The sequence below is a fragment of the Bradyrhizobium sp. AZCC 1721 genome, from assembly GCF_036924715.1.
Taxonomy (GTDB): Bacteria; Pseudomonadota; Alphaproteobacteria; order Rhizobiales; family Xanthobacteraceae; genus Bradyrhizobium.
In genome coordinates this window covers 1,632,316-1,647,955 of record NZ_JAZHSB010000001.1, presented here as the reverse complement: position 1 = coordinate 1,647,955, position 15,640 = coordinate 1,632,316, and the positions used below count along the sequence as shown (strand labels likewise).

The 15,640-nt window shown below is 58.5% G+C and carries 15 protein-coding genes and 6 pseudogenes; 11 read left to right on the top strand and 10 right to left on the bottom strand.

All coding sequences use genetic code 11. From position 1 onward, the window contains the following. Positions 1–187: 187 nt before the first annotated feature. A pseudogene (locus V1273_RS08055) lies at positions 188–453 on the top strand (hypothetical protein). Here V1273_RS08055 and V1273_RS08050 read toward each other — a convergent pair. The 3 genes from V1273_RS08050 to V1273_RS08040 all read right to left on the bottom strand — a co-directional run bounded on the left by V1273_RS08050 (position 450) and on the right by V1273_RS08040 (position 2,990). After that, positions 450–578: a hypothetical protein gene (locus V1273_RS08050; RefSeq protein ID WP_334367253.1), complete on the bottom strand. Its 129-nt coding sequence runs from the start codon at positions 576–578 to the stop codon at positions 450–452. The pseudogene V1273_RS08055 and the gene V1273_RS08050 overlap by 4 nt on opposite strands. Before the next feature lie 220 nt (positions 579–798). Beyond that, positions 799–2,094: a transposase gene (locus tag V1273_RS08045; RefSeq protein ID WP_334367252.1), complete on the bottom strand. Its 1,296-nt coding sequence runs from the start codon at positions 2,092–2,094 to the stop codon at positions 799–801. Further along, on the bottom strand, positions 2,091–2,990 hold the full coding sequence (locus V1273_RS08040; RefSeq protein WP_334367251.1) for an NmrA family NAD(P)-binding protein: 900 nt from the start codon (positions 2,988–2,990) through the stop codon (positions 2,091–2,093). Before V1273_RS08040 ends, V1273_RS08045 begins: the two co-directional genes overlap by 4 nt. A gap of 376 nt (positions 2,991–3,366) precedes the next feature. On the opposite strand from V1273_RS08040, the gene V1273_RS08035 reads away from it, so the two are divergent. Continuing rightward, positions 3,367–3,924, top strand: a complete 558-nt coding sequence (locus V1273_RS08035; RefSeq protein ID WP_334367250.1) for a cytochrome P460 family protein — start codon at positions 3,367–3,369, stop codon at positions 3,922–3,924. A gap of 141 nt (positions 3,925–4,065) precedes the next feature. Here V1273_RS08035 and ku read toward each other — a convergent pair. Next, positions 4,066–4,979: pseudogene (gene ku, locus V1273_RS08030) on the bottom strand (non-homologous end joining protein Ku). 157 nt (positions 4,980–5,136) lie between these two features. On the opposite strand from ku, the gene V1273_RS08025 reads away from it, so the two are divergent. The 8 genes and pseudogenes from V1273_RS08025 (at position 5,137) to V1273_RS07990 (ending at position 10,261) form a co-directional block, all read left to right on the top strand. Continuing rightward, positions 5,137–5,370: a hypothetical protein gene (locus tag V1273_RS08025; RefSeq protein ID WP_334367249.1), complete on the top strand. Its 234-nt coding sequence runs from the start codon at positions 5,137–5,139 to the stop codon at positions 5,368–5,370. Between the two features lie 651 nt (positions 5,371–6,021). Continuing rightward, a pseudogene (locus V1273_RS08020) lies at positions 6,022–6,284 on the top strand (hypothetical protein). A 120-nt stretch (positions 6,285–6,404) separates the two neighbouring features. Further along, positions 6,405–6,626: a hypothetical protein gene (locus V1273_RS08015; RefSeq protein WP_334367248.1), complete on the top strand. Its 222-nt coding sequence runs from the start codon at positions 6,405–6,407 to the stop codon at positions 6,624–6,626. A gap of 11 nt (positions 6,627–6,637) precedes the next feature. Then, positions 6,638–7,060, top strand: coding sequence for a hypothetical protein (locus V1273_RS08010; RefSeq protein WP_334367247.1), 423 nt, complete (start codon positions 6,638–6,640; stop codon positions 7,058–7,060). 18 nt (positions 7,061–7,078) lie between these two features. Beyond that, positions 7,079–7,285: pseudogene (locus V1273_RS08005) on the top strand (hypothetical protein); the annotation flags it as partial. Between the two features lie 82 nt (positions 7,286–7,367). Then, entirely contained in the window at positions 7,368–9,461 is a 2,094-nt protein-coding gene (locus V1273_RS08000) for an acyltransferase family protein (RefSeq protein WP_334367246.1), read from the top strand. Positions 9,462–9,537: 76 nt separating this feature from the next. Next, positions 9,538–9,690 (top strand): annotated as a pseudogene (locus V1273_RS07995) (SOS response-associated peptidase); the annotation flags it as partial. Positions 9,691–10,105: 415 nt separating this feature from the next. Continuing rightward, on the top strand, positions 10,106–10,261 hold the full coding sequence (locus V1273_RS07990) for a hypothetical protein (RefSeq protein WP_334409202.1): 156 nt from the start codon (positions 10,106–10,108) through the stop codon (positions 10,259–10,261). Between the two features lie 24 nt (positions 10,262–10,285). Here the strand turns inward: V1273_RS07990 and V1273_RS07985 are convergent, their stop codons facing one another. Further along, the gene (locus V1273_RS07985) at positions 10,286–10,654 is read right to left on the bottom strand and encodes a hypothetical protein (RefSeq protein WP_334367245.1); all 369 of its coding nucleotides are present in this window, start codon (positions 10,652–10,654) and stop codon (positions 10,286–10,288) included. A gap of 462 nt (positions 10,655–11,116) precedes the next feature. Between V1273_RS07985 and V1273_RS07980 the strand changes: the two genes are divergently transcribed. Next, complete coding sequence (locus tag V1273_RS07980) at positions 11,117–11,449, top strand: hypothetical protein (protein ID WP_334367244.1); 333 nt, start codon at positions 11,117–11,119, stop codon at positions 11,447–11,449. Positions 11,450–11,690: 241 nt separating this feature from the next. Here the strand turns inward: V1273_RS07980 and V1273_RS07975 are convergent, their stop codons facing one another. From V1273_RS07975 to V1273_RS07955, 5 genes and pseudogenes are all read right to left on the bottom strand, one after another. Next, positions 11,691–12,626, bottom strand: a complete 936-nt coding sequence (locus V1273_RS07975) for an alpha/beta fold hydrolase (protein ID WP_334409201.1) — start codon at positions 12,624–12,626, stop codon at positions 11,691–11,693. Positions 12,627–13,080: 454 nt separating this feature from the next. After that, the gene (locus V1273_RS07970; RefSeq protein ID WP_334409200.1) at positions 13,081–13,758 is read right to left on the bottom strand and encodes a reverse transcriptase domain-containing protein; all 678 of its coding nucleotides are present in this window, start codon (positions 13,756–13,758) and stop codon (positions 13,081–13,083) included. 82 nt (positions 13,759–13,840) lie between these two features. After that, positions 13,841–14,122: pseudogene (locus V1273_RS07965) on the bottom strand (reverse transcriptase domain-containing protein); the annotation flags it as partial. Continuing rightward, positions 14,122–14,373 carry a hypothetical protein gene (locus V1273_RS07960; RefSeq protein WP_334366929.1) on the bottom strand — a complete coding sequence of 84 codons (252 nt, stop codon included), beginning with the start codon at positions 14,371–14,373 and terminating at the stop codon, positions 14,122–14,124. The gene V1273_RS07960 and the pseudogene V1273_RS07965, both read right to left, overlap by 1 nt. A gap of 1,035 nt (positions 14,374–15,408) precedes the next feature. Further along, positions 15,409–15,639: a hypothetical protein gene (locus V1273_RS07955; RefSeq protein ID WP_334367241.1), complete on the bottom strand. Its 231-nt coding sequence runs from the start codon at positions 15,637–15,639 to the stop codon at positions 15,409–15,411. Between the last annotated feature and the right edge of the window lies 1 nt (position 15,640).

Here is a 15,640-nt window from a genome sequence, read left to right as displayed (position 1 = left end):
CCAGATTTGCAAATCTTGGTCCGCTCCAACTTGGACAGCAGACGTTAGAGACAAGATCGCGCGTGGCCTCTTCGCTCCGTCAGCATCCGGGATAATCTTTAGACCCGCATTTTCGAATCCCTGCTCTGTGTTAGCAGCCGGAACGGAAGACGGTCCGACCGGATTCGTCTTGGCAGGAGAGCTCTCGATGCTGATGGTCAAGGAAAGGCGGCCTGCGATCAGGACTCTGCGAGGCTGGGCAATCTCGGTGCTACAGGAGGCCGGTGCCATACGCGAGTGCGAGGAGCACGGCTGGATGCAGGACCGCGCTGATCCCCACGTGAGCGCGCGTTGACTATCGCCCGTCAGGATCCTCCGTTTAGCATCTCTCAGGACGAGGCTGCCGCCGCGGTCAAGGACATGCTGGATTCGATCGGCGACACCTGCCCGGAATGCCCGCCCGATTGCGGCTAGGCCGCCTCCGCGTTGGCGCTATCGGGATGTCGTTCCGGTCGTCCGCGGGCGAGCTCTCGCCACGCCATGGCGAGACAGATCCATTTCTGGCGCTCCAGGCCATGGGCTGCGACGGCGAGCTTCATGGCCGCCTCCGCGGAAGGCGGCTCCGTAGGAATCCGGGGCTCTGGGTGAGCTGCACGCCAAGCCGACTTGGGCTATCTGACGACGGTCTGCCTCGCCGCCGCTCTTGACGAGCCGAACGCCGATTCTTAAGGAGCGAAGGTGCGGCAACGGTAACATTCTCCTCCATCATCTTCGGTTGGTCGCCCCTCGCGAACGGCTCAAATAGCCGAAGATCAGCTTCTAGCGAACCTCACGATGGAACGTCCGCTCACTGATGCAAAGCCGACGTAAGGCGGAGATCGCCAAGCCGACGCGAATGACGGATGCTGTCGAAAGAGGCCCCGTGGCGATTGGCTTGCTATTGGGAAAAGGGGTTTTGGCGTCTTTCCGGCTGGCGTCACGGCCTGGTCGGCGAACACCTCGCCCGGATTGCCATTCCACTGACGCAATCGACGCGCGCACCTGACCTGTTGGCGGGCCGAGTAGATGGAGCGCCATCGTCTTGAGGTTCTGCACGATGGCGGCGAGGTGAAACTCGTCGCGGGCGCCGGAGAGACCTCTGAGCCGCATGCGTTCGAACCCGTGGTGGGTCTTGAGATGAGCAAAGCGCATCTCAACGCGCTTGCGTTCATCCCGCGATTTGAGGAAGCGCTTGGTCCCCATCAGCCGTCGCGCCAGATCGCGGGCATCTTCATTAATGTCACGAGGTACCTGTCGGGCAGCCATATTCGGACAGCATCGCATCTTCAGCGCACACGCATCGCAGTCGAGTTTGGAGGCACGGTAGCGGACCATGCTGCCGTCGTGCACGATGCCGGTGGTGTGCAGCACTTTGTCGTTTGGACAAATGTAGATGCCGCGCCGTTTGTCCCAACGGAAGTCGATGCGTGAAAAGGTGCCGTCATCGCGCTCGCTTGCGTCGCGAACTGGAATATGTGGAGCAATCCCACGGCCAACCAGCCAGCCGAGAAAGCGGCCCGTTCCATAAGCAGTGTCAGCAGCAAGGCGCTTCGGCTTCAAACTAAAGCGACGCTCGGTTCGATCGAGCATTGTCTTTGTGGACTCGACCTCGTCATAGGTGCGCGCGGGCGTTGGTTCGACGTCGACACTGACTGCGTGCTCGACGTCAATAAGATAGTTGAGCCCATACCCGAACTGCACGCGCTTGTTAGCCTTGGCCGTCCAGGCCGAGGACGGATCGGAAGGCGAGATCACCTTCGGCGGCTCACTACGGTTATCCTTATCTTCCTGGTCCTGGGCCTCCGCCTCAAGTCCAGCTAGATACTCGGCCACGGCACGCTTCTGACGTTGCGCATCGGTCCAGTCCAGCTCGTCCGGCGCTTTGCCGTGATAGCGATTAGCATTGGCCTCCATTACGCTCGCATCCACGGCGAACCCCTCGCCCTTGACAAGGCCCGCCACCATGCACGCCGCAACCTCGGACTTCCCGAAATGCTGACGCTCGTTCGCGGCAGTGCCACGGCCTGAGATAAACGCCTCGTAAAAGTAAAAGGCCCCGTCGAATGGCCCGCTCAAGCCGCGGTTCCACCCCGCGTGAATTCAGCGGCATGCAACTTGATGAAGTCGTACATGCTGATCGGCTTCTGGCCGGTGAGCTTGAACAGGTCGTCCGTCATACGGTCGTAGCGGCCCTGCTTGTTCAGCTCCGTCATCACGGAAAGGTGCTTGACGATGTGCGCGGGCACGCCAGCCCCCAGAAGCTTTTCGCTCCAGTCGGAGAGTGGCACGTCGCGATAGTGGATGGTCCGACCCAGCGCCTCGGAGAACACGCGCGCGTAGTGCTCCAGATCTGCCGATTCAAAGCCGGTCAGATTGTAGATCTGGCCGATGTGCGGCGTGGGATCCTCGAGGACGACCGATACGGCGCGCGCCACGTCCACAGCCGAAATCGGTGAGGTTTTGCCGTCGCCCATTGGCAACGCCAGTTCGTCGGCGTCCCGCACGCTCGGGGCAGCGAAAAGGCGGAAGAACCCTTCGAGGAAGACCGTGGGCCGCATGGTGACGACCGGGAGGCCCGACCAGGACAAAGCCTGTTCAGCCAGCCAGTGCAGCTTGTGCTGCGGGCTGTCGGTGCTCTCGGTGATGCTCATCTGCGTAACGGTCATCTGAGACATGTTCACGAACGCTTCGACGCCGTGATGGCGCGCCACGGCGGCGGTGTTGACCGTGGCCGTCAGGTAATCGGCCGAAACCGACATGCCGAAATAGACACTCGCGCAACCTTCGATCGCGCGGTGCATCGCGGTGAGGTCAGTCAGGTCGCCTTGCATGACCTCGGCGCCGAGCTGGCGCAGGGCCTCAGCGCGTTCATCCTCGCGGCGCACGAGGGCGCGCACCTTGCGCTGTTTGGCGAGCAGCATTTCGGTGAGATTGCGGCCGATGGAACCGACAGCGCCACCCGCGCCGGTCACCAGGATCGGACTAGCATGCGACGATTGCGTAGTCATTTTAATTGCCTCTGGATGAGTTCAGATTGCGGGACGATCGCCGGGTTACAGGACGACTCGATAGGGCTCTCCTGGTCGAGAACCGGGCGAGCCGAGTAACAAAAAGACATGTGATGCGGCACGGCCCAGCATCAAGACTATGTCATTGACCCTTCCGCTTTTGACCCCATCGTGGACAGTTCAGAAATACTGATGTGCACCATGGCACCGGACCCCATTTCGTAACGCGCAAATCCATGCTGTAATCATGTTCTTCGTGAGCAACGGGCGGCGCAGCCCTAAGCCTCGGAGAAACAATGCGACGACGCAATTTCCAACAACGGGGTTAGGAGATGCGACAATGAAAAAAAACACGCTGATCAGTCTCAGCATTTCGGTATCGATCGCCGTTTTGGCGGCTGGTGTCGCAATTTCCGCGCAGGACAAATACACTGTGCAAGTACCGAATGGCCTCGGGTTCTCTGAGTTTAGGGGATACGAGGACTGGCCAGTGATCGCGATGAGCGAGAGCGGAGGCAAGATCGCTGTGATCGTGGGAAATCCGGTAATGATCGACGCCTATAAGGAAGGCGTACCCGGCAATGGCAAGCCTTTCCCAGACGGCGCCAAGATGGCGAAAATTCATTGGAACCCGAAAATACAAGAGACGTATCCCGGTCAGCCAACGGTGCCAGGTACCCAGCTTGACGCTGGTTTCATGGTGAAGGACAGCAAGAGGTTCGCGGACAGCGGCGGATGGGGATGGGCCGAGTTCAACTATGACGCGGCGTCCGATACGTTTAAGCCCGCCACTGCAGCGGACAATCCGCCGCAGGAAAATGACGCGAAGTGCGGGTTCTCATGCCACTCGGTGGTGCAGAACCGCGACTACGTTTTCACGGATTACGGAAAGAGGTGAGTATCGGATAGTGTTGACGGACGGTCGTAACGACTGCGCCGAATAATGGTGGATGTCCGCACCTGGCCCCTTTTCGGACCTCAAGGGATGTCTGGCTTGGTCCGAAGTTAACTCGAAAGCGGACATCCGCCGACCACTCTCCTAGGCTGACTTGCGCTGCGGCCTGGCCGCCGCTTTTTTCGCAGGCACTTCCTTTACCTTCTTGCCTTTGATCGGCATTAGCATTTCCTTCTGGCCGCTCTCCGCCTTGCGCGGCTTTTTGCCGGGCTTCGCCGGCGCGGCCTCCTTACCGATGCTCCGACGCAACGCCTCCATCAGGTCGACGACGTTACTGGCGGCAGGCTTCTCTTTCGGAGTGATCGGTTTGCCGGCGCGCTTCTGGTTGATGAGGTCGATCAGTGCGGTTTCGTACTGGTCCTCGAACTTCTCGGGCTCGAACCGTCCCGACTTCTGGTCGACGATGTGCTTCGCGAGGTCGAGCATGTCCTTGGTGACTTTGACGTCCTGAATCTCGTCGAAATACTCCTCCTCCGAACGGACTTCGTAGGGGTAGCGCAGCAGCGTGCCGACGAGCCCCTTGTCGAGCGGCTCGAGCGCGATGATGTGCTCGCGGTTGGTCAGCACCACGCGGCCGATCGCGACCTTGTCCATCTCGCGGTGGTCTCTCGGATCACCGCGAAGGCGTCGTGACCGACCTTGCCGTCGGGACGCAGGTAGTAGGGACGGATCAGGTAGCGGGGATCGATCTCATCGCGGTCAACGAACTCGTCGATTTCGATGGTGCGAGTCGATTCCAGCGCGACGTTCTCCAACTCCTCCTTCGTCACCTCGATGAAGGTGTCCTTATCGAGCGCATAACCCTTGACGATGTCCTCGTTGGCGACCTCCTCGCCAGTGTCGGCGTCGACCTTTAGGTACCTGATGCGGTGACCGGTGCTCCGGTTGAGCTGATTGAACGAGATCTTCTCGCTCTCCGAGGTGGCAGGGTACAGCGCGACCGGACAGGTGACGAGGGACAAACGCAGGAAGCCTTTCCAATTGGCACGCGGGGCCATTCTACGCAGAACTCCGAAATAGGGTTGGCTTGGATTCAAGACGATCCGCCGGGCGTGGTTCCGACAGTAAGCGAGACGGAATTAGCCGCACGCCGGCTTTGACTCGATGTTCCCGTTATGTTCTTATGTATTCTCCCTTGAAGCCGCTGAGCCGAACATGCCCGACATCGAATTCGTCAGGTCTGAGATTGAACACATGAGGGGTCAGGTCTCACGCCAGAGGAAGGAAATCCTTCAACTCGAAAGAGCAGGTATTGCCACGGCGTCAGCAGAAGCGCTGCTCGATCGAATGCTGGCCAAGATCCGCGACCTTTGTATTCAGCGGGATGAACTGAAGAAATGCCAGCCTGGTCCAACCAAGGGAAAAGTTCTCGGTGGTCGGAGGTGGTGAGATGCAAGAACTGAGGTGGTACGACCCAAAAGCTGAGAACCCACCATGGATCAACGCGCTCGCGGAGGTCCGGCATTTGGCGCCGCGAGAAGGCTGGTGTTACCAGCACGTCCAGGCAATCGTTGTCGCTATCGATCAGTACGCGGAGACAGCTCTCGGCAATCGGGAGTTCTTTCTCAATCGGCCCTATAGCATTGGAGGACTGAGGGAAGACAATATCCCTTAATTCTCCCGCGCACGTGGCTCATATTGGCTGGGCCGAGCTTGCTTAAAGGTTCTTCAGCTTGGACTGAATGGCTTCCCACAGTGTACCATGTATGCAGCGCTTTGCCGGCGGATGGTACGTCCAGCTAGTTGCGCACTCTGGTCTATAGGCGCTGCAGCCATTGTTGGCGCTCCACGAGTTTGCTTCCGTCCGACCCGGCTCAGCTATCGAAGAGCCAGCTCCGACCACACAATAAAGCTCATTGGGAAGAATCGACCCGCTGACGTGATCCACCACGATCAATCCAACTAACGCGAAAATGATCACTCCGAATGTGGAACCTGCATTCGAACAGGCACCAGACCTCGTATTCTCTTACCTCCGCTCTGTGTTAGCAGCCGAACGGAAGACGGTGCGATCCGATTCGTCTGGCAGGAGCGCTCGCGATGCTGATGTTCAAAGAAAGGCGGCCCACGATCCGGACTCTGCGGGGCTGGGCGATCTCGGTGCTGCAGGAGCCAGTGCAATCCGCGAATGCGAGGAGCATGGTTGGATGCAGGACCGTGTCGATCCGCACGCCCGGGAGCGCGGCATCGCTATTGCTCGTGAGGATCAATCGCCAGGCATTCCTCTGAAGGAGGCCATTGCTGAAGTTCGGGACGTCCTGGACTCGCTCGGCGACACCTGCCCCGAGTGTCTGCCAGCCTGATTGCGCTTGCTGCGATCGGCAGACGACGGCGATTGCGATGGAATGTTCTTCTTGAAAGTCCGTGAGGTCGGTCGGATACTGGAGCAGGTCCTTGCCACCAGCAATCCCAGGAGGACGATCATGCCGATTCAGATCGTGATGGACCGCAGCGGCGACCGCCGTCACCCCTTCAGTTCGGATGACGCACAAGAACTGGCGAAGGCGGAGCAGCGGTTCTATGAGCTCACCAATGCCGGCTTCACAGCGGCAGTTAGGACGGGTCCGGGCCAGACCTCGCACCTACGATCGTTCGACCCCACTGCGGAAGAAACTGTCTTCTTCGCCAGGCTGGTCGGCGGGTAACCGGCCCGGCCATGTTCGGCTTTCGACTGTGGACGCCGGGCGGCCGCTCCCGCACAAGCGCGACGCGAGCCCTCTTCATCAGGCACGGCGCCGAAGGCACGCCGGAGGGCCGCTCGCTGCGGCTCTTGCGAGAGTGGCTGTCGCCGGCGCAGCGAGAGCAGTTCGCCAGGAAGGGCTACTTCGAGGTCATCGGAAGCGACAGCGGAAAGCGGTACAGGATCCACGCCGGGGCCTCGGTGAATGTGTGCGAGATCGACAAAAGAGGTCGCCTGCAGGAGGGGCTGTGTTTCATGCCGATCGGCGCTCTGCCGATCGGAGACGTCATGCTTGCCCAGAAGATCGCGCTGGAGACATGCGAGGGCCAGGCGCGCGCCGTGGCCCGCAGGTTCACTCTGAATAATTTCCATTTCAGGCAAAGCCGACCTCTCGGCTGACGCCGCGGACCTCATCGCGGCTGCGGCACGCATCAGGCTGTTGCGCTGGACATCGTGCGCTGACCGAAAACAACGCCCATTCACGAGCTGGAGCGATACCTGCGGTGCAAGGATTGTTCGGAGGTTCGCGGATATTCGTACAGGCGCGGCCTCATCGTAGCCTTGCGACCGACCAAAATTTCAGCGTTGAACCCGCCGTCCACCTGGTGGCCGGGAGAGCGATAAGCAAAAAACCAACCCGTAAAAATACGGACGGACGGTAGCAGTTTTCTGAAAGACAACCCCGTTAGCCTCAGCTAATAGCGGAGTGCCGGAATTTGCCCGGTTGAAAGTGGGTTGGGGAACCCTGTTGTATTATTCCATTGCTGACGCGCAACAGCCGTTGCGCGCTGATACACGCTCCACTGCGACAAACAAGCACTCAGGTGGGGGGACCTTTCGGCTAGACATCAACGCCCTCCGGGCGCTCTCGGTGCTGGCTGTGCTGGGCTATCACCTGAAGATACCAGGATTTGCCGGTGGATTCGTCGGCGTAGACGTCTTCCTCGTGATCACTGGCTACCTGATGACGGGCAAGGTGTTGGCCGAGTTGGCTGCGGGGCGGTTCTCGCTCTGGTCGTTCGGCATGATGCGCATGCGGCGAATTTATCCGGCGCTGGCGGTTGTTGTGATTACATCTGCCATTGTTGGATGGTTCGTCACGCTGCCCGGCGAATATCTGAGACACCTGAGGCAGGCATGCTACGCCTTGGTAGCCCTCTCCAATTTCGCCTTCGATGCTGATAACGGCTACTTCGCAATGGCCGCTCAGACCAAGCCCCTACTGCATACTTGGTCGCTCGCAATTGAGTGGCAATTCTATATCTGGATGCCCTTGGTGGCGGCCCTGATATGGCGGCGCGCCCTGCCTTCGAAGTCTCGATCCAACGTGATGATGGGCGCATTTTTGGCCGTTGGGTTTGTCTCTTTGGCGTGGTGCCTCTGGCAGAGTCATAGCGACATGATGGGCTCGGCGTTCTTCTCGTTGCGAGCGCGAGCATGGGAACCATTGGCCGGTGGATTGATCGCGGTGTCCGAGTTTCAGCGGCGTAGGGAGAATACCCCTGATATTCCGTGGCTGACAGCGCCCGCAGTGGCGATCGGGGGCTGGGTCCTTGTTGCAGCCTGCATCATTTATCCACTCCCTGAGACGCACTGGCCGGGACCGCTCACGCTGTTGCCAATCCTCGGGGCTGCATTGATCGTTGCAGCCCGCCATCAGGCCGATGGACGCGGCTTGCTTGGGCTGCCGTTCATCCAGCGTATCGGCGATTGGTCCTATTCGATCTATCTTTGGCACTGGCCGATCTGGGTCGTTGCGCTGAGCTGGCTCTCTTTCCGCGGCTATGACGTGAATGCCAGGGAAAAGATGCTGATGGTGGCCGCGTCAGTCCTGCTCGGCGCGGCCTCTTACTATCTCGTTGAGCAACCCGTCAGAAAACGCCGCGATTTTTGGACGGAGCGCCGTCTGGTGTCGAGTGCCAGCATCGTGTTCTGCTCGTTGCTCGCATTCACTGCAACGGCTTTCCTGAACAATGGGTTTCCGAGGAGGTTGCCTGAATATCTGCTGGCCGCTGAGGAGGCGAGAAGGAACGGTACGCTACGAGACGAATGCTTTAGGAACTCGAACTCCGTCAAGAGGGCTGCTGAGACGTACTGCAGCTTTGGAAGTGAAGGCGTCGCCGGACACCCCACCGCAATCCTGTGGGGAGACTCGTTCGCCAACCAGTACCTTGAACCGATCTCGTCGGCCGCGCTGCGAAACGGAATACATGGGCTGATCGCGACGCAAAGTGCCTGCAGGGCATTCATTGACGATCCTGCACTGAACTCCGGTGATCAACAGCCGTGCCGCGAGTTTAACCGAAGCACGATGGATTTCGTGCTAGGTCACGCTCAACCGAGCATAGTCGTTATCGGAAGTAACTGGCGAAGTGCTATCGAGATTTCTGCCTTGGTGGACCGATTACTTAGTTCGGACAAGACCGTCATTCTGATCATGCCCCTGCTAAGCATTGGCTTCGATGTCCCCCAGCGGTGGATGGAAAACCAGGCTCGGGCTGACCGGGCACTAGACGAATGGAAGGTCGAAGCCGACCTCGTCCTGACGATGAGCAACCTCCGCACCGAGATCACCAAAATCTTGCAAAAGTACAAGGGCAACCCGCGGCTGATCGCAGCTGATCCATTGCCGCTAGTCTGTGAAAAGAGTCATTGCTATCTCGTCAGGAACGGGCAGTCCAACTTTCGAGATTCTGCCCACATTTCCAACGTTAACGCGACGCAGTACACGGGCATGTTTGACGCCGCCTTTAGATTGGCGGTCCAAGCCACGAGTAAAGCAACAAACGAGGCCGACTGAGGGCGTAGGCGTTGGATGCCATCGTGTGACGCCGGTGGCCGCAAGCTTAAGCTGAACCAGCCGCGCAAAGATCACCATGTGCAATCTGTACTCGATCACCACGAATCAAGAGGCCATCCGCGCCCTCTTCCGCGTGATGAACCGCTACATTGGCAACCTGCAGGCAATGCCCGGCGTGTTTCCCGACTATCCCGCGCCCGTTGTGCGTAACGTCGGCACCGAGCGCGAGCACCGCAGTTGGCTCGACGAAGCTGGTTTCGCTGACATTGAGATTCAATACGGCGCCGCGCCGGCCGGGACGAGCATTGTGCTGGCGCGAAAAACTGGATGATGCGCCGCTGAGAGCAATCCTGTTGACCCAATCGAGCCGCATCGAGTCTAGGCCCATTGATGCCCGTTGCGGGTCAAAAAGCGCCGTTCGGAAGATTGTTCGGCTGCTTCCGGTTTGCCCCGATAAGCCGACAATCAAAGAGCCAAACCTGACTTCGGTTTCGGGTCAACAGCTGACGGAAGGCAGCTGCCAACTGAGGCGGCCTTACTCCTCCTCTTTGAAGGGTTGGAGACCACGAAAAAGGATGCCGTCTGGTTCGCGCTGAACGACGACAGGCGGCTGGCCGCCTTCGCCGGGAAACTGAAGATGAACAATGAAAGAGGCCGCCAACTGGGCGGCCTTATTCCCTCCAAGTGCGCTCTCCGCACCGCCGGCATTCAAACATATGGGTGACAACTCCGCTTTCAGATTCCACGATCGTTTTGAGGAGAGTGAGCTTTCCTCCGCAGAAGCGGCAGTCGTGGTTTGAATGGTATCGGATCCAGGCCACTCATCAGAGGCCTCCTTGCGGTACGAAGAAGCACAGCTCCTGTCCCGTCGATCTGTTGATGAACAGGACGGGGGTACGATCAGGCGTATCACTTTCCTTTATTATGTCGGGTGGAATGATTTTCCACTCGCCATCTTTCAGGTATTGCCACTGGTCTGAGCGATCTTCACCAACCCGGAAGCGGGTCTTGAATACGTCGCCGTTGTTGCAGCAAGACTTGTAGGGAAGACCGAGCCGACGCTGTGCAGCCGGGTTCATTTCCTGCTTGTTGAACCATTCGTGATGCGGCATCGACGGATCGTGCGCATCAGCACGAATGGAAAGCAGAAGAAGAATACCGAACGTCGTCAGTACGCGATCGAATGCTTTCATGGCAGCCTCCGCTAGACTGTTTCCGGCGATCAATCAGGCCACATTCTGAAGAAAATGGAATCCCATTCCTGAGCAGCCTTCTGCTTTGAGCAAGACTGTTGTTTTTTGGTCGTTTCTTATGCCTCACAAGGTGCATTGTCCGGCGTCTCCGGAACGTCCGCTAGGGGGCTATCAGCGGAAGTCGAATAGCTCCCTGCCCTCGCGCTTTTCCCTCAACAGCGGACATTGCTGCAGCCGCTCGTGACTTCGGAAAAGTGCCATCAACGGAAGTCATCGAAGAACTTCGATTCTATGAGGGTTGTAGATCGCGCTCGAATATCCGGGCCGTAAGTGATAAGCGGCGCTCGGGTGCGGATATGCCCGCGCGCTTGCGCGCTGAACACGCGTTCATGAACCTAACAACGGGTTCTCGCGTTTGCTTCCAGGGCAACAAACAAGGAATCAAAAAACGGAGCAACGTCCATGCGTAAAGCGCTCTTGGGTGCGGCAGGTGCACTAGCTCTTGCCTCGCCGGCAATGGCCAACGGAGTAACGCCCTATAGCGAAGTTCCGAGCTATCGGCGGGAGACTCACACGTACGAGTACCGGACGCCGCCACCTGTCGTTGTCGAGGAGACGGCTCCCGTTGTCGTGGTTCGCCGGCCCGTCATCGTAGCGCCGCCGCCAGCGGTGATTGATGAATATCCGGTCTATGCGGCACCGCGCGTCTATGTGGCACCTCCTGTATATGCGTATGCTGGTCCGGGTTGGCGTGGCGGATGGGGCTATCGACGTCACTTCCGTGGCGGTTGGTAAAGTCTCGAATATGTAGGGGAGTAGGCGTCCAGCGCTTCGGCTGTTTCGGGGAGCGTCTCGGGCCACAGCTCGCTGCCAATGCCGGTTCACGGACTGGCGCTGCCCTCTCTGTCCGAGTTGGGCCATTCGCGACAATCGGCAATGTCCGAGCGACTTCCGCTTTCGCCCTGAAAGCCGACATCCATACCAAGCTTCGGCATGTCTCAAAAGGGCCAACAGCAGACTCACGCACCGCAGCAGTTCAGTGCTTTGCAATGAATGCAAGCACCGTTTCATTGAAGGCTTGGGGGTTCTCAACCTCCATCTGATGAGATGCCGCCGGAATCGTTGCACGTTCTACGCTCGGTAAGCAGTGCTCCAGTCTGTCGTTGATGAGACGGAACATCTTAGGACTGCGCTCACCGTCGATGAGCAATGTTGGCGCTTTCACTTTCTGCACATCCTCGCATGTGGTGGGTGGGTGGAGGTTTCGCGATGAGGCCGCGCCTTTTAGTTCTTGGGCATTATCCATGAGGCGCTTCAGAACGGAAGGTGGGAGTTTCTCGTACGAACCTTCGCCCAACACGCCATTCACAAATCGACGCACTCCTTCTTCGTCATTCCCCTGCTTGAATGCTTCGCTCGTAGCGATTGATCTCGTGATAGCGGCGGTAAGAAGAGCATCTCCTTCAGGAGTAGTTTTTAGTAACGGCATTATGGGCGGTTCGCCCAGCGTCAGACTGCGAATGGCTTCCGGGTGATCTCGTGCGACCAGGAACGCAATAAACGCCCCATACGAATGACCAACGAGATGAACCGGGGTTAGATTAAGTGCCTTGATGAAGGCAGCCAGGTCTCTCGCATGTATGGTGACAGAAAAATCTGTTGAATCTTTGGGCCCTTGATTTGGATAGTGATACCGACGACTGTACGAGATTAGTCGATATCCCTTCGACAATGCCTCAAGCTGTCCATCCCACGTGCGGTAATCCTCCAGTGTGCCATGCACCAACACCACTGGAGTTCCTTGCCCGAGTTCAATGTAATGCAATGTAAGGCCATTAACTTGCACCTCTCTTGTTTGCATCTCAGAAGAGGATGCGCCTTTCTGTTGCGCGAGTGACGGACTCGCGACGAAGAACATGGCTGCTACTGATACGAGGACGAGGTATTTCAGGACGAGCGCTCTCGATTGCATATGACTCTCCTGGTGTTGTGAGACCATCTGCTTCGGTTCTGCTTATTGCCGGTTCAACTCCTCGAAAAAGCGCGGTAAAGCCAAGTCTTGTCAGCCCTCATATTGCTGACCTTGGTCACGGAGGCTACCAGTGTGATGCGTTTCGTCTTTTTCGGCTGATGCGCCACAGCATGCCGCATCGCAGACGCAATCATTAGCCCAGCAACGAAGTCTCGCGGCTTCATCGATCACCTCATCGGCGATAGCGAGCAGTGCTGATGGCGTGCGTGGGCGATACCCAGCACCGTATGATTGAAGCGGACAAAGCAACGTGAGACAAGAAAGCACTATGTCGCAATTGGTAGAGTCGAGGATGGGCGCGGTAGCTTGGGGGCCTTTGGCCATCGCCCCGTTTCCCATCCCCGCTCATCAAACCGGACGAGCCGATTTCCGGCATCCGGCTTTCCGACTGGCTTCACCGCAAGGCACACGACGGGGCCGCTCGGGGCAGGCGTTGGAGGCACACAACGCCGAGTTCTCGATGAATGACATCGAATGTAAATCGGCGATTGCCGCGCCCTTGCACCTTGTGCCTTCGCGCGAGGAACCTGCGCAATCGTTCAAAGACGTATTGATCGACGCTACGGTATGCCTTGCCTCGCGAGCCGTAGCCAAAGTAGTTGGACCAGCCGCGCAGTGATCTGTTCAGCTTGTCACGTACTTCCGGCCATGGATCGGTGTTGCTCGGCACCAGCAGATCGCCGACTCTTGTCTTGAACCGTTGCACACTCTTCTTGGACGGGCTTACACCCAGATACCACTTCCCGTTCGCCTCAAACCAATGGGCGCCGAACGAGTAGCCGAGGAAGTCGAAGCGTTCCTGTCGGGCGCTTCTCAGCGAAGTTTTCGCCTCGTTGATCGTCAACCCGAGCTTGGTCATCACCGCCTTCGTCCACGCTAATGCCTCCGCCGCGCGACCGCGGCTGAGGATAACGAAGTCGTCGGCATAGGAGACGACGTGAGCCTGGAACGTGTCGCCGCAGCCAGTCAAACGCCAATGCTTCAGGAACCGGTTCATGTAGATGTTGGCCAGCAATGGACTTGCGACGCCGCCTTGCGGTGTGCCGCGCGTGTTTCGCTTGCCACCACTCATGTGCCGGGTGTCGTCCGCGTCCCGTTCCTCGATCGGCGCCCCTCAGCCACATCTTGATGAGGCGCAGGACGTTTCGATCCGCGACACGCCGGGCTACTGACTTTGTCAGCTCGGAATGCGGGATCGTATCGAAGAACTTGGACAAATCAGCATCAACTACGTCAGCGTAGCCCCGGCATAAATGCCGGTGCACTTCCTTGACCGCGTCCACCGCCCCGCGAGCGGGCCGGTAGCCGTAGGCATTGTCCTCGAAGTCAGCCTCGAAGATGGGTTCGATCACGATCTTGGCGGCAGTCTGAATCACACGATCACGAATGGTTGGAATGCCGAGCGGACGCTCGCCACCGTTCGCTTTGGGGATCATCACCCGCCGCACCGGATCAGGTCGGTACGTCTTCGAGACCAGTTCCGCTGCTCCTCGATGCGAGAAAACGTCATCCCATCTACACCCGCTGCACCCGCATTGACGCGAGCGAGACGATAGGCGTGGAGCAGGATGTCCTCGCGACAGATCTTGTCGTAGAGCAGATAGAAGCGGAAAGTGGGCTCCGCCTTCGCCTTGCAGTAGAGCTTTCTCTGAAGGTTCCGGATCTTATCAGGCGTTGTCAGGCTCATCACCAATCACCTTCACCTCACCATCTTCAAAAGCGCACCAGAAGTCGGGGCCCTTTGCTCCACCGGCATTTCCCGGCATCAACGCTCCTATTGCCCCGTCCGACTCCCGCCGTGACCACCGCCTATTGCGATGCTGAGGCCGCTACCCTCGTCCGCGACGGGTCTCCCCCTGTAACTGCGAACCACCCTTCCGACGTGCCGTGCCCACTACCCCGGCGGATCGCGTGGGTGCGTGTGTCGATTACTTCCCCACGCGTGCGGCCTTCCCCAAATGACCGGAGGGTCGGCATCCGCATTCGAACTTTCGAGGCCTGCTCGGGCTTCACTTTGTTACGGCCCATCGAATCGCTCAGCAGCCCAAGGCCGCCTTCGTCGCAGGGCTCCGACCCAGCCAGTTACCCGGCCGAGCCGCCTGCCAGCTTCCGGACCAATCGACAATTATCCGGGTGAGACCCTCCCTCACTGGTAGCTCGCGCCCTTGGGGCGCACGGTCAATCGCGTCGGTGTCGGGACGACCGCTTCCGGCGCAAAGCGGGCATTCGGCAAGAGGCCGGTGTCTGCTAAGTGCCGATTTTGTTGCAAAAGTCGAAAATCGAACGACCCCGAAAATCTCGCGAAAGGTGATTTTCAGAGAGCTGTTAACGATGCGAGGCGCCATCACGCCGCTACGCAGGTCCGTGGTCGTTTTTACGAGGAACGACGTGGTCCCTTACGTGGCCACGTGCAACACGCGTCAGCGTCCTGAAAATTTTCGTTCGTCACCCCAAAAAGACTTTTGCAACAATATCTGCCACGACCGGACATGCATCCTCATTGCAAGTTATCGATCAGTGCCTTCGCCTGCTTGAGTCCCGGCGTGTCGAAGCCTTCAGTGAACCAGCTGTATGTGGGCTCGAGGAGGTCGCGGGCGTCGTTGCGCTTGCCCTGGTCGAGCCAGAGATAAGCTAACTAGTGCAAGCCCGCAGCTCATGCGACTTTGCATGTCTTAGCTGTGCTCGCTCGATCGCAAGCTGAAAGTATTCTTCTATCTTCCTACTACTCGAGCCTGCCATTTTGCAAAGGTCGCCCATCATCCGGTACATTTTGGGGTTGCCACCAGCCCTCACCAGTTCGCTCGGTCTGTGCAATCGCATCTGCCAATATGGCAATGGCTTCGCCGCCTGCTCCGTGTTTTGCAAGCTGCTGAGCAAGGAGCGACGCGAAAAATGGATGGACAAGCTCCGTTCCGAGCGACAACCGTTGATCCACGGCTTTACGGATTTTCACG

Coding starts and splice junctions, on each gene's coding strand:
- V1273_RS08050 (WP_334367253.1), bottom strand. CDS start 578: ATGAAGCTCGCCGTCGCAGCCCATGGCCTGGAGCGCCAGAAATGGATC.
- V1273_RS08035 (WP_334367250.1), top strand. CDS start 3,367: ATGAAAAAAAACACGCTGATCAGTCTCAGCATTTCGGTATCGATCGCC.
- V1273_RS08025 (WP_334367249.1), top strand. CDS start 5,137: ATGCCCGACATCGAATTCGTCAGGTCTGAGATTGAACACATGAGGGGT.
- V1273_RS08015 (WP_334367248.1), top strand. CDS start 6,405: ATGCCGATTCAGATCGTGATGGACCGCAGCGGCGACCGCCGTCACCCC.
- V1273_RS08010 (WP_334367247.1), top strand. CDS start 6,638: ATGTTCGGCTTTCGACTGTGGACGCCGGGCGGCCGCTCCCGCACAAGC.
- V1273_RS07990 (WP_334409202.1), top strand. CDS start 10,106: ATGAAAGAGGCCGCCAACTGGGCGGCCTTATTCCCTCCAAGTGCGCTC.
- V1273_RS07985 (WP_334367245.1), bottom strand. CDS start 10,654: ATGAAAGCATTCGATCGCGTACTGACGACGTTCGGTATTCTTCTTCTG.
- V1273_RS07980 (WP_334367244.1), top strand. CDS start 11,117: ATGCGTAAAGCGCTCTTGGGTGCGGCAGGTGCACTAGCTCTTGCCTCG.
- V1273_RS07975 (WP_334409201.1), bottom strand. CDS start 12,626: ATGCAATCGAGAGCGCTCGTCCTGAAATACCTCGTCCTCGTATCAGTA.
- V1273_RS07970 (WP_334409200.1), bottom strand. CDS start 13,758: ATGAGTGGTGGCAAGCGAAACACGCGCGGCACACCGCAAGGCGGCGTC.
- V1273_RS07960 (WP_334366929.1), bottom strand. CDS start 14,373: ATGAGCCTGACAACGCCTGATAAGATCCGGAACCTTCAGAGAAAGCTC.